Here is a 25,951-nt window from a genome sequence, read left to right as displayed (position 1 = left end):
TTTTATTAGCTGATCAATTACAAATGTAAAAAGGCAGCATCATGAGCGATACCCTGACTTCCCTCCCCGTCATCCGTCAATTTACCCCCACCATTACTCTGCGCCAGGCCGGTCAGTTAGCGATCGTGGTCGCGCAGCACCCGCTGGTCAACGCCGCCGTCGCCCTGCAGGGCGCCCAATTACTGAACTGGCAGCCCGCTGGTGAACAGCCGGTGCTGTGGCTGAGCGCGCAGACGCATTTTACGCCCGGCGTCGCTATCCGCGGCGGCGTGCCGATCTGTTTTCCGTGGTTTGGTCCGGCCGGTTCACCCAGCCACGGTTTTGCTCGCATACTGCCGTGGGAATTTACCTCGCACCGGGAAGACCGCGACGGTATACAGCTTACCTTCAGCCTGCGTGATAATGAGCAGACCCGTCGGCTATGGCCGCATGCGTTTACGCTGATCGCCCGCTTTTGTCTGGGCCGCACGTGCCATATCGAGCTGGAAGCACACGGCGATTACCGTATGACCTGCGCCCTGCATAGCTATTTCGCTATCGGCGATATTGACCAGGTTGCGATTAGCGGACTGGGCGAGAACTATCTGGATAAGGTGAACGGAGGACGGGCACTGACTCAACAGGGCGACCTCGCCTTCAGCGGCCGCGTCGATCGTATCTACACCCGGCCGCAGCCGACGAGCCGAATTCACGATACCCGACTGCAGCGCACGATTGAGATACAACACCAGCATCACAGCGATGTCGTGGCCTGGAATCCCGGCGCGGAGCTGGCGCGGTCCATGGACGACATCGCGGACGACGGTTACAAAACCTTCGCCTGTGTGGAAACGGCGAGCATCAGCAACGAACTGACCGCCACGCCGCACGACCCGGCTCGTCTGGGCGCCCTGCTGAAAATCCTCAAGCGCTGAGAACGCCGTCGGGCACGACGCCGGATACGCGGCTATACGATATCCAGCGCAACCTTATGGCGCGGAGCGGGAAAGGCCTGTTCCAGCTGCGCGATCTCTTCTGGCGTCAGTTCCAGCGTCAGCAACGCGGCGTTTTCCCTGACGTGACGCTCTGAACTGGCCTTTGGAATAGCCAGTACGCCCTGACGATGAATCACCCAGGCCAGCAGAATCTGCGCGACGGACAGCGCGCGCTGTGCGGCGATCTCGTTGATCAGCGGATGATCGAAAAGATCGTCGCGCAGCCGACCCGCCTGCGCCAGCGGACAATAGGCCATCAGCGGCAAATCTCGCTGCCGGCACCAGGGCAGCAGATCAAATTCAATACCGCGCGACGCCAGGTGGTAGAGCACCTGGTTGGTTGCGCAATGTTCGCCGCCCGGCACGCGCCATAACTCCTGCATATCCTCGCAGTCCAGATTGGAAACGCCCCAGTGACGAATCTTGCCGGCCTGCTGTAGCGACTCCATGGCGCGCACGGTATCAACCAGCGGAATGCCGCCGCGCCAATGCAGCAGATAAAGATCGAGATAGTCGGTTTGCAGGCGACGAAGGCTATTTTCGCAGGCGTTAATCGCCTGCTGGCCGCCGGCGTGGTGCGGATAAACTTTGGAGACCAGATAAACCTGCTCGCGCCGGCCATCAATCGCTCGCCCCACCACTTGCTCTGCGCCGCCCTCGGCATACATTTCCGCCGTATCAATCAGCGTCAGCCCACAGTCGATCCCGCACTGCAACGCGCGCACTTCCTGTTCGCACAGTTGATGGCTCTCCCCCATTCCCCAGGTCCCCTGGCCGATGACGGGAACGGCGGCTCCATCAGGAAAGCTAAGCATCTTATTGGTCATATCGGCACCTGGACGATGTTAAATGATAATTCGCACTGGCGATGGGCAAAAAAAACGCCATGCACTATAATTTCTCAGACAACGCACCATTATAGTGCGTTGCATTTATCAGGCGCGCCATTCGCGCCACCGCTTCGCACCGCACCGCGCTATTCTACTCATGCCCGCACGCATTTTGCACCGAATGGATGATGCCGTTCGGGAACGCGCCGGCGCTATTAAATCCGTGAGATAACGTCGCGCGCGCCGGCGAATAATCCGGGCAAACGGGCGATGCTCGCATCCCGAACGCCGGACGCACCACCGACGGGCATCGGCGCGCAGATGCAGACAGCGCGCCGCCTGTCCAGCCGTGTTATCCGGCGCGACGCCGATCGGAGCCGGACAAGCGCGTGCCGAAATGGTGCGTTTACGCCCCTCGACCGAGCCGCCGGCGGGACCGTCGCCCGGCCGTCCGGTGCAAAAACACACGCCGGCTATGCGACCGCGTCCCGCATGCGTCAGGCGTTCCTTTAATCGCCTGACGAGCGCCATTAAAAATAAACCAATCAAACAACTTATATCAATAGGGTGATCGACGGGTGACATATTGATGATAAAACGCCGCCTGCTCGCGCGCCATGCGCGATCGCCGGCCCTAATGCCAGGATGAGTCATTGATATAACTTAAAAATACGTCGAGCCAGTAGAGGAAATTTCCCAGATGCAAACTACGCTTTAATAAAGAAGCTGAATTTCATCTGAGAACGGACAACCGAATTCACCACTATCGTAATCAGATTTTGCAAGTTGGCATAAGGGTTGCTGGACTCAGAGAAGTTTCTTCTTGCGGGGAGCGAACATTATTCCACCCACACGCTCTCTTAAATTTGTGCTAATCGAAGAAGGATGGCATCGCTATGAACATATTTGATCACTACCGTCAGCGCTATGAAGCTGCAAGGGACGAAGAGTTCACTCTGCAGGAATTCCTTACCATCTGCCAGCAAGACCGCAGTGCGTATGCCAATGCAGCCGAGCGATTATTGATGGCTATCGGCGAACCCGTGATGGTAGACACCGCGCACGAATCCCGGCTGTCTCGCCTGTTCTCTAACCGGGTCATCGCTCGCTACCCGGCCTTCGAGGAATTCTATGGTATGGAAGAGGCCATAGAACAAATTGTTTCCTACCTGAAACATGCGGCACAGGGACTGGAGGAGAAGAAACAGATTCTGTATCTGCTGGGGCCGGTCGGCGGCGGTAAATCATCGCTGGCGGAACGGCTTAAAGCGCTGATGCAGCGGGTGCCGATTTATGTTCTCAGCGCCAACGGCGAACGCAGCCCGGTGAATGATCACCCGCTGTGCCTGTTCAATCCGCAGGAAGATGCCAAAATTCTGGAGAAGGAATACAACATTCCGCACCGCTACCTGGGCACCATTATGTCGCCATGGGCGGCCAAACGTCTGCAGGAATTCGGCGGGGATATCACCAAATTTAAAGTGGTTAAGGTCTGGCCGTCTATTCTGTCGCAGCTGGCTATCGCCAAAACGGAGCCCGGCGACGAAAACAACCAGGATATCTCCGCGCTGGTCGGCAAGGTGGATATCCGCAAGCTGGAGCATTTCGCCCAGAACGATCCTGACGCTTACGGCTACTCCGGCGCCCTGTGCCGGGCTAACCAGGGCATCATGGAATTCGTCGAAATGTTCAAGGCGCCGATCAAAGTCCTGCATCCGTTGCTGACCGCCACGCAGGAAGGCAACTATAACGGCACCGAAGGGATCGCCGCCCTGCCGTTCAACGGCATTATTCTGGCCCACTCGAACGAGTCCGAATGGGTGCAGTTCCGCAACAATAAAAACAACGAGGCCTTCCTCGACCGCGTTTATATTGTCAAAGTGCCTTACTGCCTGCGGGTTTCGGAAGAGGTCAGAATTTACGAAAAACTGCTGACGCACAGTGAATTAACGCATTCGCCCTGCGCGCCCGGCACGCTGGAAACCCTGGCGCGCTTTTCGATTCTGTCGCGCCTGAAAGATCCGGAAAACTCGAGTATCTACTCCAAGATGCGGGTATACGATGGCGAAAGCCTGAAAGACACCGATCCCAAGGCCAAGTCCTACCAGGAATACCGCGACTATGCCGGAGTCGATGAAGGCATGAACGGTCTGTCGACCCGCTTCGCCTTTAAGATTCTGTCGCGCGTATTTAACTTCGATCACAGTGAAGTGGCGGCGAACCCGGTACACCTGTTCTATGTGCTGGAGCAGCAGATAGAGCGCGAACAGTTCCCGCAGGAAGTGGCGGAGAAATACCTGGAGCACCTGAAAGGCTATTTAATACCGAAATACGCCGAATTTATCGGCAAAGAGATTCAGACCGCCTATCTGGAATCTTACTCGGAATATGGTCAAAACATTTTCGACCGCTACGTCACCTACGCCGACTTCTGGATTCAGGACCAGGAGTATCGCGACCCGGATACCGGTCAGCTGTTCGACCGCGAGTCGCTGAACGCCGAACTGGAGAAAATCGAGAAACCGGCGGGCATCAGCAACCCGAAAGATTTCCGCAACGAAATCGTCAATTTCGTGTTGCGCGCGCGGGCCAACAATGGCGGACGGAATCCGAACTGGACCAGCTACGAGAAACTGCGTACGGTGATTGAGAAGAAGATGTTCTCCAACACCGAGGAACTTCTGCCGGTGATTTCGTTTAACACCAAAACGTCAACGGATGAGCAGAAGAAACATGATGATTTTGTCGACCGGATGATGGAAAAAGGCTATACCCGTAAACAGGTACGTTTACTGTGCGAGTGGTATCTGCGGGTAAGGAAATCGTCCTGACCGGCGATCCAACTGGCAATGTCGTTTGGGGGAATTATGGCCTATTTCATTGATCGACGGCTGAACGGCAAAAATAAAAGCATGGTTAACCGCCAGCGCTTTTTGCGTCGCTACAAGTCGCAGATAAAACAGTCGATTGCCGGGGCCATCAATAAGCGTTCGGTGACCGATATAGAGAGCGGGGAATCGGTATCGATTCCCAATGCGGATATCAATGAACCGATGTTTCATCAGGGGCGCGGCGGGCTGCGCCATCGGGTGCATCCGGGTAACGATCATTTTGTGCAAAACGATCGCATCGAGCGGCCACAGGGAGGTGGCGGCAACGGTGCCGGGGAGGGTCAGGCCGGCAATGACGGCGAGGGTCAGGACGAATTTGTCTTTCAGATATCGAAAGATGAATATCTGGATCTGCTGTTCGAAGATCTGGCCCTGCCCAACCTGAAGAAAACGCAGCATCAGCAGATGAACGAGTACAAAACGCACCGCGCCGGCTACACCGCCAATGGCGTGCCGGCCAATATCAGCGTGGTGCGTTCGCTGCAAAATTCGCTGGCGCGCCGAATGGCGATGACCGCCGGCAAACGGCGCGAGCTGCACGAACTGGAAGACGATCTGGCGCTGCTGGAAAACACCGAGCCGGCGCAGTTGCTGGAAGAGGAGCGCCTGCGCCATGAAATTGAGCTGCTCAGGCAAAAAATCGCCAGCGTGCCCTTTATTGATACCTTTGATTTGCGTTTCAGGAACTACGAACGACGGCCGGAGCCATCCAGCCAGGCGGTGATGTTCTGTCTGATGGACGTATCCGGTTCGATGGATCAGGCTACCAAGGATATGGCGAAACGTTTTTATATCCTGCTCTACCTTTTCCTGAGCAGAACCTATAAGAACGTCGAGGTGGTTTATATCCGCCACCATACCCAGGCGAAAGAGGTGGACGAACAGGAGTTCTTCTACTCGCAGGAAACCGGCGGAACCATCGTTTCCAGCGCGCTGAAACTCATGGAGGAGGTGATCAAGGAACGCTACGATCCGTCGCTGTGGAACATTTATGCCGCCCAGGCGTCGGACGGCGACAACTGGGCCGACGACTCACCGCTTTGCCATCAGCTCCTGGCCGAACGTCTGCTGCCGCTGGTGCGCTACTACAGCTATATTGAGATAACCCGTCGCACCCACCAGACGCTGTGGCGCGAATATGAGTCGCTGCGCGATCAGTACGAAAACTTCGCGATGCAGCATATCAGGGATGAAAACGATATCTATCCGGTGTTCCGCGAGCTGTTTCGCCGCCAGACCGTAGGCAACTAACGCCCTGCGCCCCGCAACTTCAGCCAGCGCATTTGCTGGCTGATTATTTATCCGACCGCCCGATTTCATTTCAAACCGCCGCGCTCATAGAGAATCTTCCGCGTTCAGATTACCTGAAACTCTACTTAACTTATGAGCACTCAACTTTTACCGGAGAATTACCTAATCAGAACGCATATTCGACATGTTATTTTTACGGTATATTGAATCGTTTTCGACCAATTTGCCTTAATGATAACTGTACGCTAAATGGAATTTTTAAATGAGAATAATCTTGTTGTTTTTTATTGTAATGTTGTGTGGATGCACATCCACTTTTGATATAACAAAAAAAGACATTATGGATAAGGGGTCATATGCGGAGACCGGTTACTACCGCATTGATTTTAAGGGCCACGAAATAATAAAAATGCCGCCTGATGCCCATATCGTCATCGGAACAAAAGATCAAGCCGTAGGTACGGTCGGGGAAGAAAATAAAATTGGCCAGTTTGTTGTTAGCGGATTGATATCAAAAGAAAAAATAAATTTATTCTCACAGGTTAACGGCTATGACTATATCGAAAAATTTATTATCGATGATAAGGACGGTCACGCTCAGCCTCTCGTCAGATATATGATAGAAAATAGCTGCAATGGTCAGACCTATGAAGGCGTGAGCGACAAGCATGGACAAACTGTCGTTATGTCAACGGAAAAACCCTGCGAAATATCGATATCCTTTCCTGACGCTATTGATTAACCGGATTGCAGATGAATGACAGTCTGCACGAAATATCTTTTCCCCGCATGCTTTTACCCCGCCGGTCGCGCGGAGACGGGTAACAGGAAGCTGGACATTCTGGTGATTATCATCCCGGAGCGAGCAACCTGCGCTTAGCGAACCGCCCCGCATGGCGGGCAGCGTGAGCGAATGCTCACCATGCGCCTGCGGAACAGGATGGCAGTCGCCCTGCCGGTCGTGCCGCCGCAGGTGGAACAGTCACTGACGGTAAGCGGCCGGGCGATTCAGTAACGATGGCCGACCTGACGGGGACTGGATTGAAACCCACCAGACAACGGCGGCAACGCCAGCCCGCGCAGGACGACGTCCGCGTCTATTGACCGCCCGGTTTTTTTCGGTACATCGGTTCGCGTAATTCCTGTGTGGTTTTCGCTTCAATACTGCGCTCCGCCGTGGGGCGCAGCAGCAGACGCCGCAAACCGATGGGATCGCCGGTTTCGATACAATAACCATAGCTGCCGGTCTGAATGCGGGTCAGTGCGCTATCGATTTTAGGCAGCAGGCGGCTTTCCCGGTCGATCTGGCGAAAAAGAAAACGCAACTCTTCCTCCCGAGTGGCCTTATCCGCTTCGTCGCCGCCGGCTTCGCCGCGGTTTATCTCGGCCTTGAGTTCCTCGATATGAAGCAGGATCCGGGTTCGTTCATCCTCCAGTCGCTGCTTAAAAAACAGACGCTGGACGTTATTCATATAATCCTGCTCAGGCATCGCCAGCAGCGTTACCTCACTGACGGGGACCGTATTAACCATGATGTATCCTCACTGAAATCCATATGCGCGGCAAAATTTATCGCGCCAAATGATACTATATAACATATCGATTTTAGCATAACGACCTGAATCGGGTGAGGATCGGCTGCGGCGCCCGGCTGCCGTTACTGGCGGTCTACAATGGCAATCGCCGGTATCGCGGGCAACCCCGCCACTTTCAGCGCCACGCTGTTCACTCCGGCCGGCGGCGCCGCGAATGTTCCCTGCCATGTCCCTACGCGCGGATTCTTTTTGCGATCGTAACTAAAATTCAGACGTAATTCTTCCGGCGTACGCATCTTACCCGCGGCGTCGGCAAGCAACGGGTAGCGCTGCCCTCCGGCCTCGACATAAAACTGCGCTTGTTGTTCTGCCGGCGTCATATGACTATAGATAATTTCCCCGCCAAAGGTATCCGCCGTGGTCTCAAAACGTAAATCAATCTGCAGTTCGCCGCCTTTACGTACCGCCTTCATCACTTGAGCCTCGGCATTACCGCTGGCCGTCGCCACCGTCGGCCGCGCGGCCGCCTGCAGCTCCAGCGCCGGCAGCAGTAATGCGCCACACAGCGCCAGTGTACGTAACCTGCTAAAACAAGAGGTAAATCTGTTCAGATAATTCATGACTAACCGTATTCTCTGTCTGAAAAGGAAAAGAAAGCGCGCCGTCTCCGCGTCTGAAGCGGAACAGCGCGATAGATAATGGTAACGCCCTTCAGCAAGCGGGTTGGTGGAGGCATCATTCGCCCACCGCCTCCCGCCGTTTAAAATCTGTCGGGCGAGGCCTTTTATTTGTCGTCCGCGGTTTTGATGCCGAAGGCATTGGCCACGGTGCGGAAAATATCCGTATTATCGACATATTGCTGGCTGTCTTCCGCCACGTGGTACGTCGCCAGACCGGCATTCGGTTTCGCCACCGACGGCAGGAAGTCCGCGCCCGGACCTTTAGCAAAGACCGGCACCAGCTCACGAGTATGGGTATCGCTGTGCCAGCGCACCAGCGGCAATGCGCCCGCGCCCTGGTTGACGATATCGGAGAACGCGTTCACATTGGAATCCGGCCCCTGCAGCAGACCATTGCCATGATCGGTCGTCACAATCACCAGCGTCTCATCCCATGAACTGTTTTCATCCACCCACGCCGTCACCGCTTCGACCGCCTGGTTAAAATCAATCTGTTCTTCGATCAGACGCGGCAGATTATTGGCATGCGCCGCCCAGTCGACCGCCCCGCCTTCAACCATCAGGAAGAAACCCTGCGGATTTTTCGCGACGACGTTCAGCGCGCCGCGAGTCATGGTGGCCAGATCCGGCTGGTTTTGCAGCAGATTGCCGGCCGCGACGCCCGCACGGTTAAACTGCAGCGTAGCGTTATTCTGTACCGTCCCCAGCAGTTTGGTTTTATTGCCCAGATCCAGTTTGCCGTTAGCCAGCGCTTCAAAATCGGCTTTGGTTTCTATGTGCTTATAGGCGGTTTTACCGGCCACCAGCCGATCCCACATTTCTTTGCCGCCGACGTAACGCCAGGCCTTGTCGTTTTTCGGCTTAATCGCTTTGCCGTTCTCATCGAAGAGCGGATGACCGGACCCCATGACTACCGTCGCCCGGCCGGATTCGATAATCTCTTTGCCGATGGCGGCGTATTCATTGCGGCTGGCGTTATGCGCCAGAAAACCGGCCGGCGTGGCGTGGCTCCATTGCACCGACGTGATGACCCCCAGCGCTTTGCCGTTTTCCACCGCGTATTCGCCGATATTTTTCAGCTTTTTGTTGTCGTTGGACCAGTTAATCGCGTTGTTGTAGGTTTTGTGGCCGGAGGCCAGCGCGGTGGCGGCGGCGGCGCTGTCGGTATAATCCGCGCGCAGATAATCATAACCTGAGAAATAGCCCGGATAGGTGCCCAGACTGCCTTTGAATTCGGTATCGACTTTCTCTTTACCCCAGATTTTTTCGCCATCGAACGTCACGGCGCCCTGCTGGGTGTTGGTCGGCGTGTTTGATGTGTTCAACGGAATAGTGGAGGCAAACAGTTTTACGTCAAAATCATCGTATGCCTCGTGGCCCAGCGCACCGTGGCGGTAATAGCTGGCGGCATGCCAGGTATTCACTCCCGCACCGTCGGTGATCAGCAGAATAACGTTTTTCGCTTTAACCGGCGTTACGTCCTGCGCAACAGCCTGAGTAACCAGAGGGGCGCTGAGAGCAAACCCCAGCAGCGCGGTAGAAAACATACGCATAGGTATAATCCTTGTCGTGGAATATTACATTTTGAAAAATCCTGGTTACATTACCTTGGCTGTATGACACTTTTTTGACGGTTATAAATCACTACGATGACACCTGCGCGTCGCAATTTGGCTTAGTTCTCCCCGTTCGCCGGGGTAAGCCGCGGCGTTTCGTCCGCCGGCGGACGGCGATTTAGTCCCGGCTATCCTACCCGCACCACTGACCGCGGCCACGGATCGCTAAACGTCTCGCCGCGCTGCCAGCGAGCTATTTCGTCCTCACGGCAAAAACAGCCGTGCAGCGCATCGACAAACCCGTCCAGTTCATTTTGCTGCCCGATGACCGTCAGTTCACAACGGCGATCGCCGAAGCGCGCCGGGTAATTCGCCAGTTGCCGGCGCAGTATGGCGCGCTCCTCCACCGTCAGGTGATTGCTCATGTCGTTCAGCACCGCAGCCTTCCAGTAGCTGACAACGCCCAGGCTGATGCTGCCCGCGCTCTGATTCCACAGCAGCGCCATATCGTCCCGGCTGGCCAGCCAAAAAAAACCCTTGCTGCGGTGAATTCCGCGGCCAAGAAAGCGATGACAGACCTGCCACAGCCGTTGCGGATGAAACGGCCGCGCGTCGCGGATCACGCGCGAGCCGATATTCCAGGCCGGCTGGTGCGCCGCGCCGTCGTTCTGCCGGGTAACTTCATCAAGCAGCTCTTCACTCAGCCGCGCCACCCGATGAAAATCATAGTCGGGCAGGTTCACGACATCGGCCAGGCGCAGGTTGCCCCACTGGCTGGCGATGATATCCACCCAGGGATTCAGCGGGTGAATCGCCGCGGCGATTTTCCCGATACGCGCAGGCGGCAGGCGATCGCTTTTGCTCAGAATCAGACGACTGGCATACATGATCTGGCCGGCCAGCAGATTCACCATCCCGCGTCGCTGACCGCGCAGGTTATCGCGCAGTTGCTCGCTCACCGCCGCGCCGTCGGCAAAATCATGCGCCAGCAACAGCGCGTCGACCAGCGACAGAAAACCGGTCAGCCGGATGCGCGCATGGCGCTGCAGAAACAGGATTAGCGGCAACGGATGGCTGCTGCCGGAGGTTTCCAGCACGATGTGTGCGGGGCGAGCGTCGCGCAGCAACTGGTCGAACGCCTGTTCCAGTCGGGCCAGTCCGGCGCGGCTGCTGATATTGACGCCGGAGATGCTGACGATATTTTTTCGCCCGGCGCCGGCACGCTCGTTATTAGCCACCAGAACGCCATCCACATCCAGCTCGCTCATATCATTCACGATAGCCGCCAGCCGGAAGGCGTCGTCGGCCGCCTGGGTCATCAGGCTGTTGAGTAACGTGGTTTTTCCGGCGCCGAGGAAACCATTCAGGATAGTCAGAGGAATTTTCGTCATAGAGAAAACCAGATTGCGCAATTTGTAATGTTACTTTATAACATCACAAATAAATCCACCAGTGACTTGCCGGAGACGCCTGGCCCCGACGCTCCCCGCTCAGAGGTGAACCGCGATGGCGAGTGTCGCGCGGTTGCAACATGGGATGCGCCGCGCCTGCGCAATCATATGGAGATCGGCGTGAGGATTTGTGTTAGCCTGCTGACGATTGATTGTGTTATGTTATTACATAACCAAATATACAGTAACGAAAAGACCGGTATGAATAATCAGACGCATCCGCCACTGCTGGCGGTGGAAGGCCTGACGCTCATGATTCAGGGGCAGCGCAAAATCAACCGCATCAGCTTTACCCTGCATGCCGGCGAGCGGCTGTGCCTGCTCGGCGCTTCCGGCTCCGGTAAGTCGCTTACCGCTCGTTGCCTGCTCGGCGTTCCCCCCGCGCACGGTCAGATCGGCGGCTATATCCGCATCCAGGGCCATGACGTAACGCGCGTGAATGCTCCGTTGCGGCGCGGCGCGCAGCGACTGGCGGCGATTTTTCAGGATTCGTCCGTCGCGCTGAATCCGCTGGTGTCGGTAGGAAAACAGCTGCTGATGGCGCTGCGCTGCGCCGCGCCGGATCGCCAGTCGCTGCGCAGGGAGGCGGTTTACCCGCTGCTAAGCGCCGTCGGCTTTGAACAGCCGGCGGACATCGCCCGCCGCTATCCGGCCGAGATCTCCGGCGGCCAGCGCCAGCGGGTATGCATCGCACTGGCGCTGGCCTGCCGCAGCCCGCTGCTGGTGGCGGACGAACCGACCACCGCGCTGGATATGGTGACTCAGGCCAAAGTATTGCGCGCGCTGCAGCGTTGCACTCGCGGCGAAGCCGCCGCCGGCCTGCTGTTCATTACTCACGATATTGCCGTCGCCGCCGCGCTGTGCGAGCGCGCGCTGGTGATGTCGCAGGGCGAGATCGTCGAACAGGGACCGCTGCGCGATCTACTGCGCAACCCGCGCCATCCCTATACCCGCAGTCTGGTAGCGGCGGCCAGAGCGGCCTCGCTCTCTTTTCCCCCGGCCTCTGCGGCCGCACTATTGGCCAGCTAATCCCGCATGAACACTCTGCACGCGCTCCCCGCCGCTCCCGCTACGCCATTTCTACGGCTGGACAACGTCAGCCGGCGCTTTCACCTGCCCGCCCGCCATATCTGGCAAAAAGGGCATGTTCATCACGCGCTGACAAACGTCAGTCTCGATCTCCATGCCGGCGAGCAGGTCGGTCTGGTCGGCGCGTCGGGAAGCGGCAAATCCACTCTGCTGAAGGCGCTGCTGGCGCTGGAGCCGCTGGACGGCGGGCGGATTCTGTGTCAGGGCCGCCATATCCTGCCGGCCAGTACGGCTGCGCTGCGCTGGTACCGGCGGCTGGTGCAATATATTCCCCAGGACCCGGCCAGCTCGCTGGCGCCCGGGATGACGGTCGGCCAGCTGATCGCCGAACCGCTGCACCGGCTGGCGTTCGCCGGCGATGTGCAATCGGCCGTACGCGACGCGCTGGAACAGGTGGAGCTGGCGCCGACGCTGCTGCAGCGTCAGACGGCGGAACTGTCCGGCGGCCAGGCGCAACGCGTCGCCATTGCCCGCGCTATCGCGCTGCGACCGGACTGGTTGCTGGCGGATGAACCGGTCAGCGGCCTCGACTTACCCCTGCGTCAGCAGGTTATCCAGTTGCTCAGTACGTTGTCGGCGACGAAAAAAATGGGGCTGCTGCTCGTTTCTCACGATATCTCCGTGGTGGCTCGACTGTGCCGGCGCACGCTGGTGATGCACGACGGAAAAATAGTCGAAGACCGAGCGACGCATGAACTGCTGACCCAGCCCGCACACCCGCAAACGCGAGCGCTGATTGCGGCGATTCCCGATATTTCCGCTTATTGCGCAGAGGAACCGTAGAGCGCGCCGCCGACTTATTACGATTTTGCCGGCGCGGCGCCAGCACTAAGGTCGCGTTCCGACCATTCAAACCAATAAAAGCATAACTCGTCTATTGATGAACAAGGAGTTCGCCATGTCACGTTACCAACCTCTGGCGCTGGCCGCCGTACTATTCACCGGCGGCGTGCTGTTGACCGGCTGTTTCGATGATCCGGCGCAAACGTCGGCCTCGCACGACGGTCGAATCCGGCTGGCGATGCTGCAGCCGCCCCGCTCCGCGCTGTCGCCGTTCAGCGATGACGCTTTCAAACTATCGCGCTGGAGCACCGCCGAAACGCTGGTGCTGCTGGATAGCAACGGCGAAGCGCAGCCCGCGCTGGCCACTGGCTGGGAGCGCCTCGACGATCTCAACTGGCGTTTCACGCTGCGCGCCGGCGTCCGCTTCCATGACGGTACGGCGTTGACATCCGCCAGCGTGGTGCAGACGCTCACCGCCGCCAGCCACGCGGTTCCCAAACCGCGTATTTTGGATGGCGTCGGCCTCACCGTCAGCGCCGGGGATGAACATCACGTGCTGATCCGCACGGCCACGCCCGACCCGCTGCTCCCGCAGCGTCTGTCCAGCCCGCAACTGTCTATTCTGGCCGCCAGAGCCTATGGCGCTAACGGCGTGGTGAATCCGATTGGCGCCGGCACCGGGCCGTTCGTGCTGACCGCGCTGCACGGCACCAGCAGCGCCACGCTGCAGCGCAATGAGGCCTACTGGGGAACCCGCGCCGCCGCTACCGGCATTGACGTCGATTTCGTGCCGGACAGCGCCGCCCGTGCGGCCGCGTTGCGCACCGGCCAGGCCGATTTAGTCGAGGCGATCCCGGTCTCCCAGGTTTCTCTGCTCGACCAGCGCCAGGTCTTTGAGGTGCCGATGCCGCGCACCAATACGCTCTACCTGAACACGCGCAGCGGCGCGTTTCGCGATCCGGCGCTGCGCGCCGCGGCGCGCGATGCGATCAACCGCCAGACGCTGGTGAAAAACGTCTATGAGAATCGGGCGGATATCGCCAGCGGACTGCTCGGCCCCGCGTTGCCGTGGGCGGCCGGCCTGCGTCAGCCGGTCTCCAACCCGGTGGCCGCCCGCGCGCCGCAGGGAACGGTCATTACCCTGGCCACCTTCAGCGATCGGGCCGAACTGCCCGAGGTAGCGGTCTACCTGGCGCAGCAGCTCAGCGACGCCGGCTTTGTGGTTAAGCAGGAAGTGCGCGAGTATGCGCATATTGAAGCCGACGCGCTGGCCGGCAAATTCGATGCCTTTATTCTGTCGCGCGCCACGGTGCTGGACTCCGGCGATCCGGTCGCCTACATGTACAGCGACTTCGCCTGTGCCGGTTCCTTTAATATTGCTCAACTGTGCGATCCGTCCATCGATCAAGCGTTGACCGCGGCGGCCGCCATTCCGGCCGGCGAACCGCGCCGGAGGGCGATTATGGCGGCGGAGAAGCTGATTCTGGCCAGCAACGCGGCCATTCCGTTACTGCACGAACGCGTCATTCAGGGCGAGTCAGCCCGGCTGCAGGACGCGGCGCGTGATGCGCGCGAGCGCGCGCTGATCACCGTGCAAACCCGGCTCAGCGCGGAGCGGAATCCCTGATGGCGGTCCTGCAATTCTGCCGCCGCTGCGCGCGGCTGCCGGTCGGCGGCGTACCGTCGCCGCTGGTGACGCTGCTGTCGCGCGTATTGACGCTGTCCGCCGTGCTGACGCTGATCGGCTTACTGCCGTGGCTGTCCGGGCGCGATCCTGCGCTGGCGCTGCTGCGCGCGCGCTCCAGCGAGCGTGAGGCTACGCCTGAAACGCTGGCGGCGATTCGTCAGCACCTCGGACTCGATCAGGGGCCGCTGGCGATACTGCAGCAGTGGCTGACCCGCCTGTTGCAGGGCGACGCCGGCGATTCATGGGTATCCGGCCGGCCGGTTCTGCCCGGAATGCTGGAGGCGGCCGGCGTCTCCCTGACGCTGATGTTTTATGCCCTGCTGGTCGCGCTGCCGGTCACCGCCTTGCTGTGCCTGAACACGCTGCGCCGCGGCCTCCGCGGCGAAAATCAACGCAGCAGCGGGCTGTGGGCCGCCGCGCTGACCGCCCTGCCGGAGTTTCTGCTGTCGTCGCTGCTGCTGGCGGCCGGCGCCGTCTGGCTACGCTGGTTCCCGCCCTATGGCTGGCACGGCTGGCAGTATGTGGTTCTGCCGGCGCTGGCGCTGGGCATCCCGGCCGGCGGTCTGCTGGGCCGGCTGCTGGGCGATGCCCTGACCACCACCTTTAGCGAACCCTGGCTGCTCACCTGGAGCGTGGCCGGCATACCCGCTCGCCGTCGACTGGCGGCGGTATTGCGCCGCACGCTGCCGGCCGTTATGCCTCAGGTTGGACTGGTCATCGTCGGACTGACCGGCGGCGCTATCGCGGTGGAAAAGGTGTTCGCCATTCCCGGGCTTGGTCGTGCGACGCTCGGCGCCGCCGCCGCACAGGATTTGCCCGCGCTGCAGTGCGGTATTTTGATTTTGCTGCTGATTGCCGCGCTGGCCGGCATCGGCGCCAATAGCCTGCGCAGGTTGCTGCTCGGTCGGGCGATCGATAGCGGCGCATTGCCCATTCCCGCCGGCCGCATCGCCGCAGGCCGTCGAGCCTGGCTTATCCCGCTGGGCGCGGCCGTACTGCTGCTGGCGCTGGTTGCCGCCGGACTGCCGCGCGACGCGTTGAGTTCAGGTTTCGAACGGCTGCAGCCGCCCGGCGCCGGACTGCCGTTCGGCGCCGACGCCACCGGCCGCGATTTGCTGGCGCGAGTGGCTCACGGCGCGCTGACCACCAGCCTGACAGCGCTGGCGGTTACCCTCGGTTGCCTGCTGATCGGCCTTGTCATCGGCCAGTTCCCGCGGCTGTTCAGCGGGCCGGTTGAAGTGACCAACGCCATGCCGCCGGTTATCGCCGGGATGCTCATCGCCTCGCTGCTCGGCCCGACCCTTTACGGCGCGGCGCTCGCGGTGCTGCTGGTCAGTTGGGCGCCGCTCGCAGCTCACACGGCCGCGCTGGCGGTGGAAACCCGCGCGCAGACGCACGTGCGCATCGCGCCGGTCCTCGGCGTAGGACGCCTGCGTCTGCTGACCCACTATATTATTCCGTCGCTGATCGGTCCGGTGACGCGCCATGCGATGCTGCGCCTGCCGGGCATTGCGCTGGCGCTGGCCGGACTGGGTTTTCTAGGACTCGGCCAGCAACCGCCGCAGCCGGAATGGGGCCGCGTGCTGGCGGAAGGCATGCCCTACGCCGAACGAGCGGTCTGGACGGTGCTGGCCCCCATCGGCGCGCTGGTGCTGCTCTCGGTGCTGGCCGTTTCTCTCGGCAACCTGACGCGCCGCTCACGCTAAATTGGCCCGGCCGCGGCCGGGTTTTTTAAGCCACCGTCAAAAAAATAATCCTTTCTTTCCATAGGTTAGCGCTTTACCCTATCCGAAGTCCCCCGTCGCCACGTTGTCGTTATGCAAAACTTTATTCTGTTGCTGCTGGCCATTATCCTGCTGGGTCCGCTGGGTATTGATCTTTTCCTGCCGGTTATCCCTGCCATCTCCGTTGGGCTGAACAGCAGCGAAACGCTGATTCAATCCACCATCGCGCTCTTTATTCTGGTCATCGGTCTGGGGCAACTGATCGCCGGCCCGCTGGTCGATAAATACGGCCGGCGTCCGCTGGCGCTGGCCGGTTCGCTGCTGTACATCATCGGCGCGATACTGGCCGCGCTGGCCGGCAATCCCGCACTGTTCGTCGCTTCGCGCATCCTGCAGGGCGTGGCGGTCTGCTGTACTGCCGTCGTAAGTTTTAGCTGCGTGCGCGATCGTCTCGACGGCGATGAGGCGGCGCGCGCCTTTAGTTTTCTCAACGGTACGCTGAATATCGTGCCGGCGCTGGCGCCGCTGTTCGGCGGACTAATAGCGGAAGCGTTGGGCTGGCGCGCTCCGTTCTGGTTTATGGGCGGCTATGGCGCGCTGGTCTTCCTGCTCATCGCGTTTTTTTTACCGGAGACCCGGCCGGATTCGACTCGTGCGGTGCAGGGCCTGCCGCTGCGCCAGTACGCGCGCATCCTGTGCAGCTCGCGCTTTCTCGGCTTCGCGCTGGTCAACGCCGGCGCGATGGGCATGGGGCTGACCTGGGTATCGCTGTCGCCGCAGATTCTGATGAGCGACGCCCGACTGAGTCCGCTGCAGTTCTCGCTGGCCTTCGGCGCCAACGGTTTCTGGATCATGCTGCTCAGCTTTCTCGCCGGCAGGGTCATTCGCAAGGCCGGCCGCCCGTTCAGTCTGACCATTGGCTGCCTGCTGATGGCGAGTGGTTTTATCAGCCTGCTGGCGGGAGTGGCGCTGCTGCCCGCGGCGCTGCAAAACCATTGGCTGGCGTTTATGCTGCCAGTCGGACTGGCCTGCGCCGGACTGGCGTTTCTGATTGGGCCGGCCACCAGCTATGCGCTGGAACCCTACTCCAGCGAGGCCGGTATTGCCTCGGCGCTGATTGGTTTTCTGCAAATGGCGGGCGGCGCCGCGCTGGGGCTGAGCGCCATGGCGCTGCCGCTGGCGCCGAAAGTTGGGCTGGCGCTGGTGATGCTGACCGCCGCGCTGTTGGGGCTTTACGCGCGCAGGCTAAGCGGCAGTCAGCCGGTTTCCGTTACCCGGCGTAACGGCTAGCGTAACGGGAGATCGACAAGTCGTCATGCGCGATCGCCGGCGTTTTGCCGGAAATAATATCCGCCAGCAGTTGACCGGAGCCGCACGCCATCGTCCAGCCCAGCGTGCCGTGGCCGGTGTTCAGGTAGAGATTTCTCAGCGGCGTGCGGCCGACCAACGGCGTGCCGTCCGGCGTCATCGGCCGTAAGCCGCACCAAAAATCCGCCGCTTCCACCCGCCCGCCCTGCGGGTAGAGATCGCGCACCACCATCTCCAGCGTGCGGCGGCGCGCCGGATTAAGCGCCATGTTGAAACCGACGATTTCGGCCATACCGCCGACCCGAATGCGCTGGTCGAAGCGGGTGATCGCCACTTTGTAGGTTTCATCCAGCACGGTGGACATCGGCGCCGCCGCCTCATTCAGCAACGGGATGGTCAGCGAGTAACCCTTGAGCGGATAGACAGGGATCGCCAACCCGGCGGGCAGCAGGCCGGTAGACCAGGCGCCGCAGGCCAGCACGTAGGCATCGGCCTGCAGTGTTTCTCCCCCGCACTGCACGCCGCAGATCCGATCGCCAGCCAGCGACAGACGCTCGATCGCGCGGTTAAAGACGAAGGTAACGCCGGCGTCGGCGGCCATCCCTGCCAGCCGCCGGGTAAATAGCTGACAGTCGCCGGTTTCATCGTGCGGCAGACGCAACCCGCCGGTGAGTTTTCCGGCCACCGCCGCCAGCGCCGGTTCGACGCTGGCCAGTTGATGCGACTCCAGCAGTTGCCAGGGCACCCCGGCTTCTTCCAGCACGGCGATATCGCGGCTGGCGTTTTCGTACTGCTGCGCGGTGCGAAACAGCTGCAGCGTGCCGCCCTGACGACCTTCATATTGAATATCGGTCTGCCGGCGCAACGCCTGCAGACAATCGCGGCTGTACTCCGCCAGCCGTACCATGCGCGCCTTGTTCTGCCGGTAGCGCCGGCTGTCGCAGTTAAGCAACATTTGCCACATCCAGCGCAGCTGAAAGGCCGTCAGGTCCGGGCGAATAGCCAGCGGCGCGTGGCGCTGGAATAACCATTTCACCGCTTTTAACGGCACGCCGGGCGCCGCCCAGGGAGCGGCATAGCCGGGCGAAATCTGCCCTGCATTGCCGGCGCTGGTCTCCAGCGCCGGCTCCGGCTGCCGATCGACCACCACCACCTCATGTCCGGCCTGCGCCAGATACCAGGCGCTGCTCACGCCGATAACGCCACTCCCTAAAATAACTACCCGCATCTTTACTTCACTCCATCAATAAAAGTAAAAGGCCGTTCAATATGCTGGATATCCGCCCGGATACCGGGATAAACCGCTACTTTAGCATGCGCATTATTATTGTCATCTCACCTGGCAATAGCTTTTATCTATGACCTGTGGCAACAATAGAGGGGAAGCCGGACTGTCGCATTCTTATTCGCCAGGCTACGGTTTTTGCTTCACTTTTATCAGACTGAGCTACGATTAAACTGTGTGGGCATGATGAGGTGCCCGCCGTAATTAATGAGGGCGCGCTGATGGCTATTTCTGTTGATGATCGGGTACGGAACCCGCAGCGTCTGGATGACGGACCAGACTGGACGTTCGATTTACTGCAGGTCTATCTGGATGAAATCGACCGGGTGGCGAAACTTTACCGGCTGGACACCTATCCGCATCAGATAGAGGTCATTACCTCTGAACAGATGATGGACGCCTATTCCAGTATCGGTATGCCGATTAACTACTCCCACTGGTCGTTCGGTAAAAAATTCATCGAGACGGAACAACGCTATAAGCATGGTCAGCAGGGGCTGGCGTACGAGATTGTGATTAACTCTAATCCCTGCATCGCCTATCTGATGGAAGAAAACACCATGACCATGCAGGCGCTGGTGATGGCGCATGCCTGTTATGGCCACAACTCTTTCTTTAAAAACAACTATCTGTTTCGCAGCTGGACCGATGCCGGCTCCATCGTCGACTATCTCATCTTCGCTCGTCAGTATATCGCCCACTGCGAAGAGCGCTACGGCGTGGTTGAGGTCGAACGGCTGCTCGACTCCTGTCATGCGCTGATGAATTACGGCGTCGATCGCTACAAACGACCGCAGAAGATCTCGCTGGAAGAGGAGAAGCTGCGGCAAAAAAGCCGCGAAGCCTACCTGCAAAGCCAGGTCAACGATCTATGGAAAACGCTGCCGCGCCGCGAGCGCGAACTGGCGCAGGAGACGGAGCAACGCTTCCCGGCCGAACCGCAGGAAAACCTGCTCTATTTCATGGAAAAACATGCCCCGCTGCTGGAGCCATGGCAGCGCGAAATCCTGCGTATCGTGCGTAAGGTCAGCCAGTATTTCTATCCGCAGAAGCAGACCCAGGTGATGAACGAGGGTTGGGCGACGTTCTGGCACTACACCATCCTCAATCATTTATATGATGAGGGCCGTGTATCGGAACGCTTTATGATGGAGTTCCTGCACAGCCACACCAACGTGGTGTACCAGCCGCCGTACAACAGCCCCTATTACAGCGGCATCAACCCGTATGCGCTGGGCTTCGCCATGTTCCAGGACATTAAGCGCATCTGTCAGTCGCCGACGGACGAGGATCGCCACTGGTTCCCGACCATCGCCGGCAGCGACTGGCTGGATACCCTGCATTTCGCCATGCAGAACTTTAAGGACGAGAGCTTTATCAGCCAGTTCCTGTCGCCGAAGGTAATGCGCGACTTCCGGCTGTTCACCGTACTGGACGACGATCGTAATAATTATCTGGAGATTGAGGCGATCCACAATGAAGAAGGTTACCGACTGGTGCGCCAGGAGCTGTCCGCGCAGTACAACCTGAGCAATCTGGAGCCGAATATTCAGGTGTGGAACGTCAACCTGCGCGGCGATCGATCGATGACGCTGCGATATATCCCCCATCAGCGCGCGCCGCTGGATAAAAGCTGCCGCGAAGTGATGAAGCACGTGCACCGTCTGTGGGGATTTGATGTTTATCTGGAGCAGATGAATCAGGACGGCAGCGTGGAGTTGCTGGACCGTTGCCCGCCGCGCATTAACAGCGCCGACTAATCCCTCCCGCCACCGGGTTATCGGCGCCGGCCGATAACCTCTTTCCTCTCTATGCGCCGGTTTAACGCCGCGCGTCGGCCAGATCGGTCGGGATAGCGCTCTGCATGCTGTGCCAGATAGCCCCGCTGTCTTTGCCATAGTGGCGCACGACTTCCAGTACCTGGTCGTACAGCCCCTCGCGGCACAGCGACTCCAGCCGCGAGTAGAAATCCAGCGCCAGTTTACGCGCGCTCGGGTTGGAGAAATAGTAGCGGCCGACGCGGATATACAGCCCTTTAAGCCCGTTCAGGATCAGACCGTAGATCGGATTGCCGGAGGCGAAAGCCAGCCCGCGAAACACGTTGTAATCAAGTTCGGCGAACGCATCGGCGTTATCATCCACCCCGGCCCGATGCTCCAGCACGTCCTGCGCCTTATCCGGGTGCTGGCGCAGTGCGGTGCGAATAAAAATCGCCGCGATATTGGTTCTCACCGCCAGTAAATTATCGATTAACTGGGGAACGCTGTCATGATCCAGTCGCGCCAGCGTTTCCAGAATATTCAGACCGGAGGTCTCCCAGAAATTATTAATTCTGGTTGGTTTGCCGTGCTGAATGGTTAACCAGCCGTCGCGGGCAAGACGCTGTAATACTTCGCGTAATGTGGTGCGCGTAACGCCAATCAGCTCGGAAAGCTCCCGTTCAGCAGGCAGAATGGTTCCCGGAGGAAAGCGATTATTCCATATGCTTTCAATAATGTACTCTTCCGCGAATCCCGCCGGACTTTGCGCCTTTATGACCATTTTTTTGAAATTCCGTAGCGATATTGACCAGTGAAAATCGGACTCATCATACCAGATGTCCCAGGCATGACCTAGCCCAGCCAAAGTACAGAAAAGTAAATTTGCTACTGGTTATATGCATTATAGACAATGCGTTGCCATCGGGCGGAACAAAATCCCGTTCGCCTGCGCGACGCTGCGCCGTGCGGCCGGTTTCGGACCGCGCCAGTCGGGCGGCTGAATCAGCGTAAACGGCCGGCCGAGCCTTACGGTTGAACCGCTGAAGCGTCGTTCGGTACAGAAATGTCGGCGCTGACGGCTCATTTATGACGGAAGAATGATGTATAGTAAACGGGATACCGATCGCCCTGGCCTGCAACACCCGCCGGAACAGGCAGAAAAAAATGAAGTGACGATGGCAACCAGTATCCTGTCGCGCAGGCCAACTGCCGGCAGTGACATTTTCTTACGTTTTGCACAGTGAAATGCCGGCAGTAAAACAGGATTGTTTTACACTGCCGATTCTATCGATTTAGCATGGAAAATTCTTTATGTTACGATATCTTAACCGTTGCTCCAGGGGGCGCTCGGCCTGGCTATTGATGGCGCTGACCACCCTTGCGCTGGAGCTTGTCGCGTTGTATTTCCAGTACGCCATGCAGTTGCAGCCCTGCGTACTGTGTATCTACCAGCGCTGCGCGCTGTTTGGCGTAATGGGCGCCAGCCTTCTGGGCGCCGTCGCGCCCTCGACGCCGCTGCGCTACCCGGCGATAGTGTTGTGGATCTACAGCGCGTGGCAAGGGCTGCAACTGGCCTGGCAGCACACCAATATACAGCTGCACCCGTCGCCGTTTGTTACCTGCGACTTCTTTGTTTCCTTTCCCTCGTGGCTGCCGCTCGATAAATGGCTGCCTGCCGTATTCAGCGCCACCGGCGATTGCTCGGTAAGGCAATGGCAGTTTCTGACGCTGGAAATGCCGCAGTGGATGATGGTGATTTTCGCCGCCTATCTGATTGTCGCCCTGTTGGTTCTGATCGCTCAGCCGTTCCGGCCGAAACGCCGCGATTTATTTAGTCGCTAACTGTCGTTGACCAGACGAGCGCTGCGGTATCGCTCGTCTGGCCTGTTCCCGTATTGCAAATCTGTGGTTGCCCATGTCTCTATTTATCAAAGCCGTCATTGGCGCGGGGATTGTGATATTAATTAGTCTGATCGCCAAAACCCGTAATTACTACATCGCCGGGCTGGTTCCTCTGTTTCCCACCTTTGCCCTGATTGCGCATTATATCGTCGGCAATGAGCGCGGCATTGAGGCCCTGCGCACCACGCTGATTTTCAGCATGTGGTCGATCGTTCCCTATCTGGTTTATCTGATCACGCTATACGGCTTTACCTTTATGATGAGGCTGCCGCAGGCGCTGTTCGCCGCCGTGGTGTGCTGGAGCATTTCCGCGGCGCTGCTGATAAAGGTATGGACGTGGTATCAGGCCGGTTGAGCAGGCAGTCGGGTAAAGCGACGCTGGGCCGGCGAAAGTCGGCGCTGGAAGGTAACATGAAGGCCACCGGACGGTGGCCCTGGAGTTGTCAGCGGTATTCCGCCATCACTGCCCGCGAGCTGGCGAATATCCGTTCACGGTAAATCGGCTGATAACCATGAGCGCCGCCTTACGCTGGCGGATGAACGGAATGCTGCAAAATACCGCTTTGCCTGTCGATAGCTGCGTCAGGCAAAACGTGGATCGTTATGACGCAAGTTGCCGCGGCGTTCCCAGCCCCATCAGCGTTTCAGGTTTGAATAACCCCTTCACGCCGCGCAGCTCAATGCATTTAACACGGCGAGCCGCATTGGCATCCAGATTATCGGCATGAATCGCGGCGATAGTGCCGGTCAGACCGGTTTCGCTGTCCATCACGCGGATGCCGGGAACAATCGGGTTTCTGTATCGGTCATAAGTAGTTATCATTTTTGTCCTCCTGCTTGTTAACTAAAACAATAACTACGGAAAAGACTACTCCTCAGCCGTTAATCGTTCAACCACATATTTTCCCGGCGCGCTTATAGCATATAACATGAATAAAATGGCGAGTCATGCTACAAAAAATAAAATTAAAAGAATAAAACGCCAACCACGCCAACCACGCCAACCACGCCAACCACGCCAACCACGCCAACCACGCCAACCACGCCAACCACGCCAACCACGCCAACCACGCCAACCACGCCAACCACGCCAACCACGCCAACCATCGAGCGTCGACGCCGCCTGACGCAATAGTCAATCGCTTTCCCGCGAAATATCCGGCTGATGCTCAACGCTAAAATTAACTGAACGGGCAATAAAACACATTTCATGGGCTTTATGGTGCAGCGTTTTCGCCAGGTCTGGATCTGAATCGGCGCTAATAATCACTTTAGGCCGCAGGATAACCGATTCGAACTGACCGGCGCCGCCCTGCACCTCAACCATGACGCCGCTCGCATCATCTTCATACGCCACCACCGTTACGCCCGCGGCGGCGCAGAGCCCCAGATACCATAGCTTATGGCAGGCCGCGAGCGATGCCACCAACATATCCTCCGGATTCCAGCGCGTGGCGTCGCCGCGAAACGCCGGGTCAGAGGACGCGGAAATCGCCGCCTTGCCCGGCGCGTGAATTTCATGATTACGGCTATAGCTGCGGTAACTTGCGGTGCCGCAGCCTTCATTGCCAGTCCAGCGCACGGTCACCCGGTAAGTATGTTTTTTGTCCGTCATCGGTTATGTCCCGCATTGTGATTAAATCGTTGTGTACCTTACAAGGCAGTGCTGATGCATATCTGATTCACGCCTGAAACGCGGTCGGCGAGGCACCGCGCCGGACCGCACTGGAACAACGCCCATGCAGACGCCATCGCGCGGTATCAAGCGTAATCACGCTACTCCTGTAGATGGGCTGCCGTCCCGAGGCCGCCAGCCTGCGCCTTCAGTCGCCGGATATACACGGCGGCCCACAGCAGACCAAGGAGCGAGGCCCCGAGCGATCCCAGCAAGACTCCCAGCTTCGCCGCCGCCAACAGACTGTCGTCGGCAAACGCCAGCATGGCGATAAAGATGGACATGGTGAAGCCGATGCCGGCCAACAGCCCAATCAACACGATTCCGTCCCACGACAGGCCCCCAGGCAAGCGACACCAGCCCAGTTTAACCATAATCCAGCTGACACCGATTACCCCGATAGGTTTGCCGAGCATTAGCGCCAGCGCAACGCCGGACATAACCCGCCAGGCGGCGTCCCCGGACAGATCGACGCCCGCGACGCTCACGCCGGCATTGGCCAGCGCGAACAACGGCATAATGGCATAAGCGACCCAGGGATGAAGCGCCATCTGTACGCGCACCACCGGCGGCAGACGTTCCCGCTGCGCCAGGCGCAATTGACTGACCGGGTCTGCGAGGCGGCTGGCATCCGCTTTCACGCTCGGCGCCTCGCCGGAGAGCTTCCGGGCAATACGGCGGACAACCTCCCGCAGACGTCCGCTCAGCCCGTTTTGCTGAGCGGATGTCACCGGCGTCATCAGTCCGAGGAGCACGCCGGCCAGAGTGGGATGCACGCCGGTGATCAGTAAACCCGACCAGACCAGCGCGCCGGGAATAACATAGGCATACGCAGAGCCGCTGCCGGCCATGCGGAGTCCCAGCACCAACAGGATCCCCACGCCGACGATAAGAACGCCGCGATAGTCCAGCCCGGAGGAATAAAAAAAAGCGATAATCAACACGGCGATAATATCGTCGATAATCGCCAGCGCCAGCAGGAATACCCGCACATTGGCCGGGATCGCGCGGCCGAGCAGCGCCAGCACGCCCACGGCGAAGGCGATATCGGTAGCCGTGGGCACAGCCCAGCCGTGATAACGCAGCGGATCGCTATTCAATCCAAAGTAAATAACGGCCGGCGCGATAACCCCGCCGGCGGCGGCGGCCAGCGGCAATAGCGCCTGACGGAATTCGCTCAGCGCGCCTTCATGAATCTCCCGGCGAATCTCCATGCCGGCGACAAGAAAAAAAATGGTCATCAGGACATCGTTGATCCAGAAATGCAACGGATGGGAGAAGTTCCACGCGCCAGAGCCAAACGAGAGAGTCGTATGCCACAGCGCGTGATAGCCGGCGGCGAAAGGCGAATTAGCCCAGATAAAGGCCGCGGCGGCGGCGATCAGCAGCACGGCGCCGCTAACGGCTTCGATATGGAGAAAGCGCGCGAGGGTAGTGACGGCGCGTGCGGTCAGGCGCCGGACCAGGGGCTGACGGTTCGGGGATTGGTTCATCGTTAACGAAACTCCGCGAGGCGGCCCGACCATCGCCTGTATTTAACCTGTCTCACTGCGACATACAGCTGACACCC

23 protein-coding genes are annotated in these 25,951 nt (G+C 59.0%); 12 read left to right on the top strand and 11 right to left on the bottom strand.

All coding sequences use genetic code 11. The annotated features are described in order from the left end of the window. The first annotated feature begins 41 nt into the window (after positions 1–41). The gene (locus FJU30_RS05780) at positions 42–914 is read left to right on the top strand and encodes a D-hexose-6-phosphate mutarotase (protein ID WP_150434037.1); all 873 of its coding nucleotides are present in this window, start codon (positions 42–44) and stop codon (positions 912–914) included. Positions 915–946: 32 nt separating this feature from the next. Here FJU30_RS05780 and FJU30_RS05775 read toward each other — a convergent pair whose 3' ends face one another. After that, positions 947–1,801, bottom strand: a complete 855-nt coding sequence (locus tag FJU30_RS05775; RefSeq protein WP_150434036.1) for an aldo/keto reductase — start codon at positions 1,799–1,801, stop codon at positions 947–949. An 899-nt stretch (positions 1,802–2,700) separates the two neighbouring features. On the opposite strand from FJU30_RS05775, the gene yeaG reads away from it, so the two are divergent. The 3 genes from yeaG (at position 2,701) to FJU30_RS05760 (ending at position 6,688) form a co-directional block, all read left to right on the top strand. After that, positions 2,701–4,635, top strand: coding sequence for a protein kinase YeaG (yeaG, locus tag FJU30_RS05770; RefSeq protein ID WP_150434035.1), 1,935 nt, complete (start codon positions 2,701–2,703; stop codon positions 4,633–4,635). Between the two features lie 36 nt (positions 4,636–4,671). Beyond that, complete coding sequence (locus tag FJU30_RS05765; RefSeq protein ID WP_150434034.1) at positions 4,672–5,946, top strand: YeaH/YhbH family protein; 1,275 nt, start codon at positions 4,672–4,674, stop codon at positions 5,944–5,946. Positions 5,947–6,208: 262 nt separating this feature from the next. Beyond that, entirely contained in the window at positions 6,209–6,688 is a 480-nt protein-coding gene (locus tag FJU30_RS05760; protein WP_150434033.1) for a hypothetical protein, read from the top strand. A gap of 355 nt (positions 6,689–7,043) precedes the next feature. Here FJU30_RS05760 and FJU30_RS05755 read toward each other — a convergent pair whose 3' ends face one another. The 4 genes from FJU30_RS05755 to FJU30_RS05740 form a co-directional block, all read right to left on the bottom strand. Then, positions 7,044–7,478: a TraR/DksA C4-type zinc finger protein gene (locus FJU30_RS05755; RefSeq protein ID WP_223881503.1), complete on the bottom strand. Its 435-nt coding sequence runs from the start codon at positions 7,476–7,478 to the stop codon at positions 7,044–7,046. A 125-nt stretch (positions 7,479–7,603) separates the two neighbouring features. Further along, a complete protein-coding gene (locus tag FJU30_RS05750) occupies positions 7,604–8,101 on the bottom strand; it encodes a hypothetical protein (protein ID WP_150434032.1) in 498 nt (165 codons plus the stop codon). 164 nt (positions 8,102–8,265) lie between these two features. Then, complete coding sequence (locus FJU30_RS05745; RefSeq protein ID WP_150434031.1) at positions 8,266–9,714, bottom strand: alkaline phosphatase; 1,449 nt, start codon at positions 9,712–9,714, stop codon at positions 8,266–8,268. A gap of 191 nt (positions 9,715–9,905) precedes the next feature. After that, entirely contained in the window at positions 9,906–11,108 is a 1,203-nt protein-coding gene (locus FJU30_RS05740) for a CobW family GTP-binding protein (protein WP_150434030.1), read from the bottom strand. Positions 11,109–11,369: 261 nt separating this feature from the next. On the opposite strand from FJU30_RS05740, the gene FJU30_RS05735 reads away from it, so the two are divergent. The 5 genes from FJU30_RS05735 to FJU30_RS05715 all read left to right on the top strand — a co-directional run bounded on the left by FJU30_RS05735 (position 11,370) and on the right by FJU30_RS05715 (position 17,741). Continuing rightward, positions 11,370–12,197, top strand: coding sequence for an ATP-binding cassette domain-containing protein (locus tag FJU30_RS05735; RefSeq protein WP_223881502.1), 828 nt, complete (start codon positions 11,370–11,372; stop codon positions 12,195–12,197). A gap of 6 nt (positions 12,198–12,203) precedes the next feature. After that, positions 12,204–13,040, top strand: coding sequence for an ABC transporter ATP-binding protein (locus tag FJU30_RS05730; protein WP_150434028.1), 837 nt, complete (start codon positions 12,204–12,206; stop codon positions 13,038–13,040). Positions 13,041–13,155: 115 nt separating this feature from the next. After that, a complete protein-coding gene (locus FJU30_RS05725; RefSeq protein ID WP_150434027.1) occupies positions 13,156–14,667 on the top strand; it encodes an ABC transporter substrate-binding protein in 1,512 nt (503 codons plus the stop codon). Then, positions 14,667–16,433 (top strand): ABC transporter permease subunit, encoded by a 1,767-nt coding sequence (locus tag FJU30_RS05720; protein ID WP_150434026.1) that lies wholly within the window; start codon positions 14,667–14,669, stop codon positions 16,431–16,433. The genes FJU30_RS05725 and FJU30_RS05720 overlap by 1 nt, the downstream gene beginning before the upstream one ends. A 111-nt stretch (positions 16,434–16,544) precedes the next feature. After that, entirely contained in the window at positions 16,545–17,741 is a 1,197-nt protein-coding gene (locus tag FJU30_RS05715) for a multidrug effflux MFS transporter (RefSeq protein ID WP_150434025.1), read from the top strand. Here FJU30_RS05715 and FJU30_RS05710 read toward each other — a convergent pair. Next, entirely contained in the window at positions 17,722–18,987 is a 1,266-nt protein-coding gene (locus tag FJU30_RS05710; protein WP_150434024.1) for a D-amino acid dehydrogenase, read from the bottom strand. The two genes, FJU30_RS05715 and FJU30_RS05710, sit on opposite strands and share 20 nt — an antisense overlap. Positions 18,988–19,265: 278 nt before the next feature. Here FJU30_RS05710 and FJU30_RS05705 point away from each other — a divergent pair, with 278 nt between their 5' ends. After that, positions 19,266–20,804, top strand: a complete 1,539-nt coding sequence (locus tag FJU30_RS05705) for a SpoVR family protein (RefSeq protein WP_150434023.1) — start codon at positions 19,266–19,268, stop codon at positions 20,802–20,804. A 61-nt stretch (positions 20,805–20,865) separates the two neighbouring features. On the opposite strand, the gene fadR is transcribed toward FJU30_RS05705, so the two are convergent. Further along, positions 20,866–21,585, bottom strand: a complete 720-nt coding sequence (gene fadR, locus FJU30_RS05700; RefSeq protein WP_150434022.1) for a fatty acid metabolism transcriptional regulator FadR — start codon at positions 21,583–21,585, stop codon at positions 20,866–20,868. 530 nt (positions 21,586–22,115) lie between these two features. On the opposite strand from fadR, the gene dsbB reads away from it, so the two are divergent. Beyond that, positions 22,116–22,646, top strand: coding sequence for a disulfide bond formation protein DsbB (gene dsbB, locus FJU30_RS05695; protein ID WP_150434021.1), 531 nt, complete (start codon positions 22,116–22,118; stop codon positions 22,644–22,646). A 73-nt stretch (positions 22,647–22,719) separates the two neighbouring features. Then, the gene (locus tag FJU30_RS05690; protein ID WP_150434020.1) at positions 22,720–23,061 is read left to right on the top strand and encodes a GlpM family protein; all 342 of its coding nucleotides are present in this window, start codon (positions 22,720–22,722) and stop codon (positions 23,059–23,061) included. A gap of 246 nt (positions 23,062–23,307) precedes the next feature. Here FJU30_RS05690 and ydfZ read toward each other — a convergent pair whose 3' ends face one another. The 4 genes from ydfZ to nhaA all read right to left on the bottom strand — a co-directional run bounded on the left by ydfZ (position 23,308) and on the right by nhaA (position 25,874). Continuing rightward, a complete protein-coding gene (ydfZ, locus tag FJU30_RS05685; RefSeq protein ID WP_395858506.1) occupies positions 23,308–23,529 on the bottom strand; it encodes a putative selenium delivery protein YdfZ in 222 nt (73 codons plus the stop codon). A gap of 143 nt (positions 23,530–23,672) precedes the next feature. Further along, positions 23,673–23,813, bottom strand: a complete 141-nt coding sequence (locus FJU30_RS26755; RefSeq protein WP_191091529.1) for a hypothetical protein — start codon at positions 23,811–23,813, stop codon at positions 23,673–23,675. 28 nt (positions 23,814–23,841) lie between these two features. After that, on the bottom strand, positions 23,842–24,321 hold the full coding sequence (locus tag FJU30_RS05680; RefSeq protein WP_150434019.1) for an OsmC family protein: 480 nt from the start codon (positions 24,319–24,321) through the stop codon (positions 23,842–23,844). 161 nt (positions 24,322–24,482) lie between these two features. Continuing rightward, positions 24,483–25,874 (bottom strand): Na+/H+ antiporter NhaA, encoded by a 1,392-nt coding sequence (gene nhaA, locus FJU30_RS05675; RefSeq protein ID WP_150434018.1) that lies wholly within the window; start codon positions 25,872–25,874, stop codon positions 24,483–24,485. Positions 25,875–25,951: the final 77 nt, after the last annotated feature.

Source organism: Affinibrenneria salicis (assembly GCF_008710095.1).
Note: the sequence above shows the minus strand (reverse complement) of the source record. Positions and strands in the feature narration are given on the sequence as shown.

Bases quoted from the DNA above. Each gene is read 5' to 3' on its own strand.
- dsbB (WP_150434021.1), top strand. From the start codon at position 22,116: ATGTTACGATATCTTAACCGTTGCTCCAGGGGGCGCTCGGCCTGGCTA.
- FJU30_RS05740 (WP_150434030.1), bottom strand. From the start codon at position 11,108: ATGACGAAAATTCCTCTGACTATCCTGAATGGTTTCCTCGGCGCCGGA.
- FJU30_RS05725 (WP_150434027.1), top strand. From the start codon at position 13,156: ATGTCACGTTACCAACCTCTGGCGCTGGCCGCCGTACTATTCACCGGC.
- yeaG (WP_150434035.1), top strand. From the start codon at position 2,701: ATGAACATATTTGATCACTACCGTCAGCGCTATGAAGCTGCAAGGGAC.
- fadR (WP_150434022.1), bottom strand. From the start codon at position 21,585: ATGGTCATAAAGGCGCAAAGTCCGGCGGGATTCGCGGAAGAGTACATT.
- FJU30_RS05735 (WP_223881502.1), top strand. From the start codon at position 11,370: ATGAATAATCAGACGCATCCGCCACTGCTGGCGGTGGAAGGCCTGACG.
- nhaA (WP_150434018.1), bottom strand. From the start codon at position 25,874: ATGAACCAATCCCCGAACCGTCAGCCCCTGGTCCGGCGCCTGACCGCA.
- FJU30_RS05755 (WP_223881503.1), bottom strand. From the start codon at position 7,478: ATGGTTAATACGGTCCCCGTCAGTGAGGTAACGCTGCTGGCGATGCCT.
- FJU30_RS05750 (WP_150434032.1), bottom strand. From the start codon at position 8,101: ATGAATTATCTGAACAGATTTACCTCTTGTTTTAGCAGGTTACGTACA.
- FJU30_RS05760 (WP_150434033.1), top strand. From the start codon at position 6,209: ATGAGAATAATCTTGTTGTTTTTTATTGTAATGTTGTGTGGATGCACA.
- FJU30_RS26755 (WP_191091529.1), bottom strand. From the start codon at position 23,813: ATGGTTGGCGTGGTTGGCGTGGTTGGCGTGGTTGGCGTGGTTGGCGTG.
- FJU30_RS05780 (WP_150434037.1), top strand. From the start codon at position 42: ATGAGCGATACCCTGACTTCCCTCCCCGTCATCCGTCAATTTACCCCC.
- FJU30_RS05705 (WP_150434023.1), top strand. From the start codon at position 19,266: ATGGCTATTTCTGTTGATGATCGGGTACGGAACCCGCAGCGTCTGGAT.
- FJU30_RS05715 (WP_150434025.1), top strand. From the start codon at position 16,545: ATGCAAAACTTTATTCTGTTGCTGCTGGCCATTATCCTGCTGGGTCCG.
- FJU30_RS05690 (WP_150434020.1), top strand. From the start codon at position 22,720: ATGTCTCTATTTATCAAAGCCGTCATTGGCGCGGGGATTGTGATATTA.
- FJU30_RS05775 (WP_150434036.1), bottom strand. From the start codon at position 1,801: ATGACCAATAAGATGCTTAGCTTTCCTGATGGAGCCGCCGTTCCCGTC.
- FJU30_RS05730 (WP_150434028.1), top strand. From the start codon at position 12,204: ATGAACACTCTGCACGCGCTCCCCGCCGCTCCCGCTACGCCATTTCTA.
- FJU30_RS05710 (WP_150434024.1), bottom strand. From the start codon at position 18,987: ATGCGGGTAGTTATTTTAGGGAGTGGCGTTATCGGCGTGAGCAGCGCC.
- FJU30_RS05720 (WP_150434026.1), top strand. From the start codon at position 14,667: ATGGCGGTCCTGCAATTCTGCCGCCGCTGCGCGCGGCTGCCGGTCGGC.
- ydfZ (WP_395858506.1), bottom strand. From the start codon at position 23,529: ATGATAACTACTTATGACCGATACAGAAACCCGATTGTTCCCGGCATC.
- FJU30_RS05765 (WP_150434034.1), top strand. From the start codon at position 4,672: ATGGCCTATTTCATTGATCGACGGCTGAACGGCAAAAATAAAAGCATG.
- FJU30_RS05745 (WP_150434031.1), bottom strand. From the start codon at position 9,714: ATGCGTATGTTTTCTACCGCGCTGCTGGGGTTTGCTCTCAGCGCCCCT.
- FJU30_RS05680 (WP_150434019.1), bottom strand. From the start codon at position 24,321: ATGACGGACAAAAAACATACTTACCGGGTGACCGTGCGCTGGACTGGC.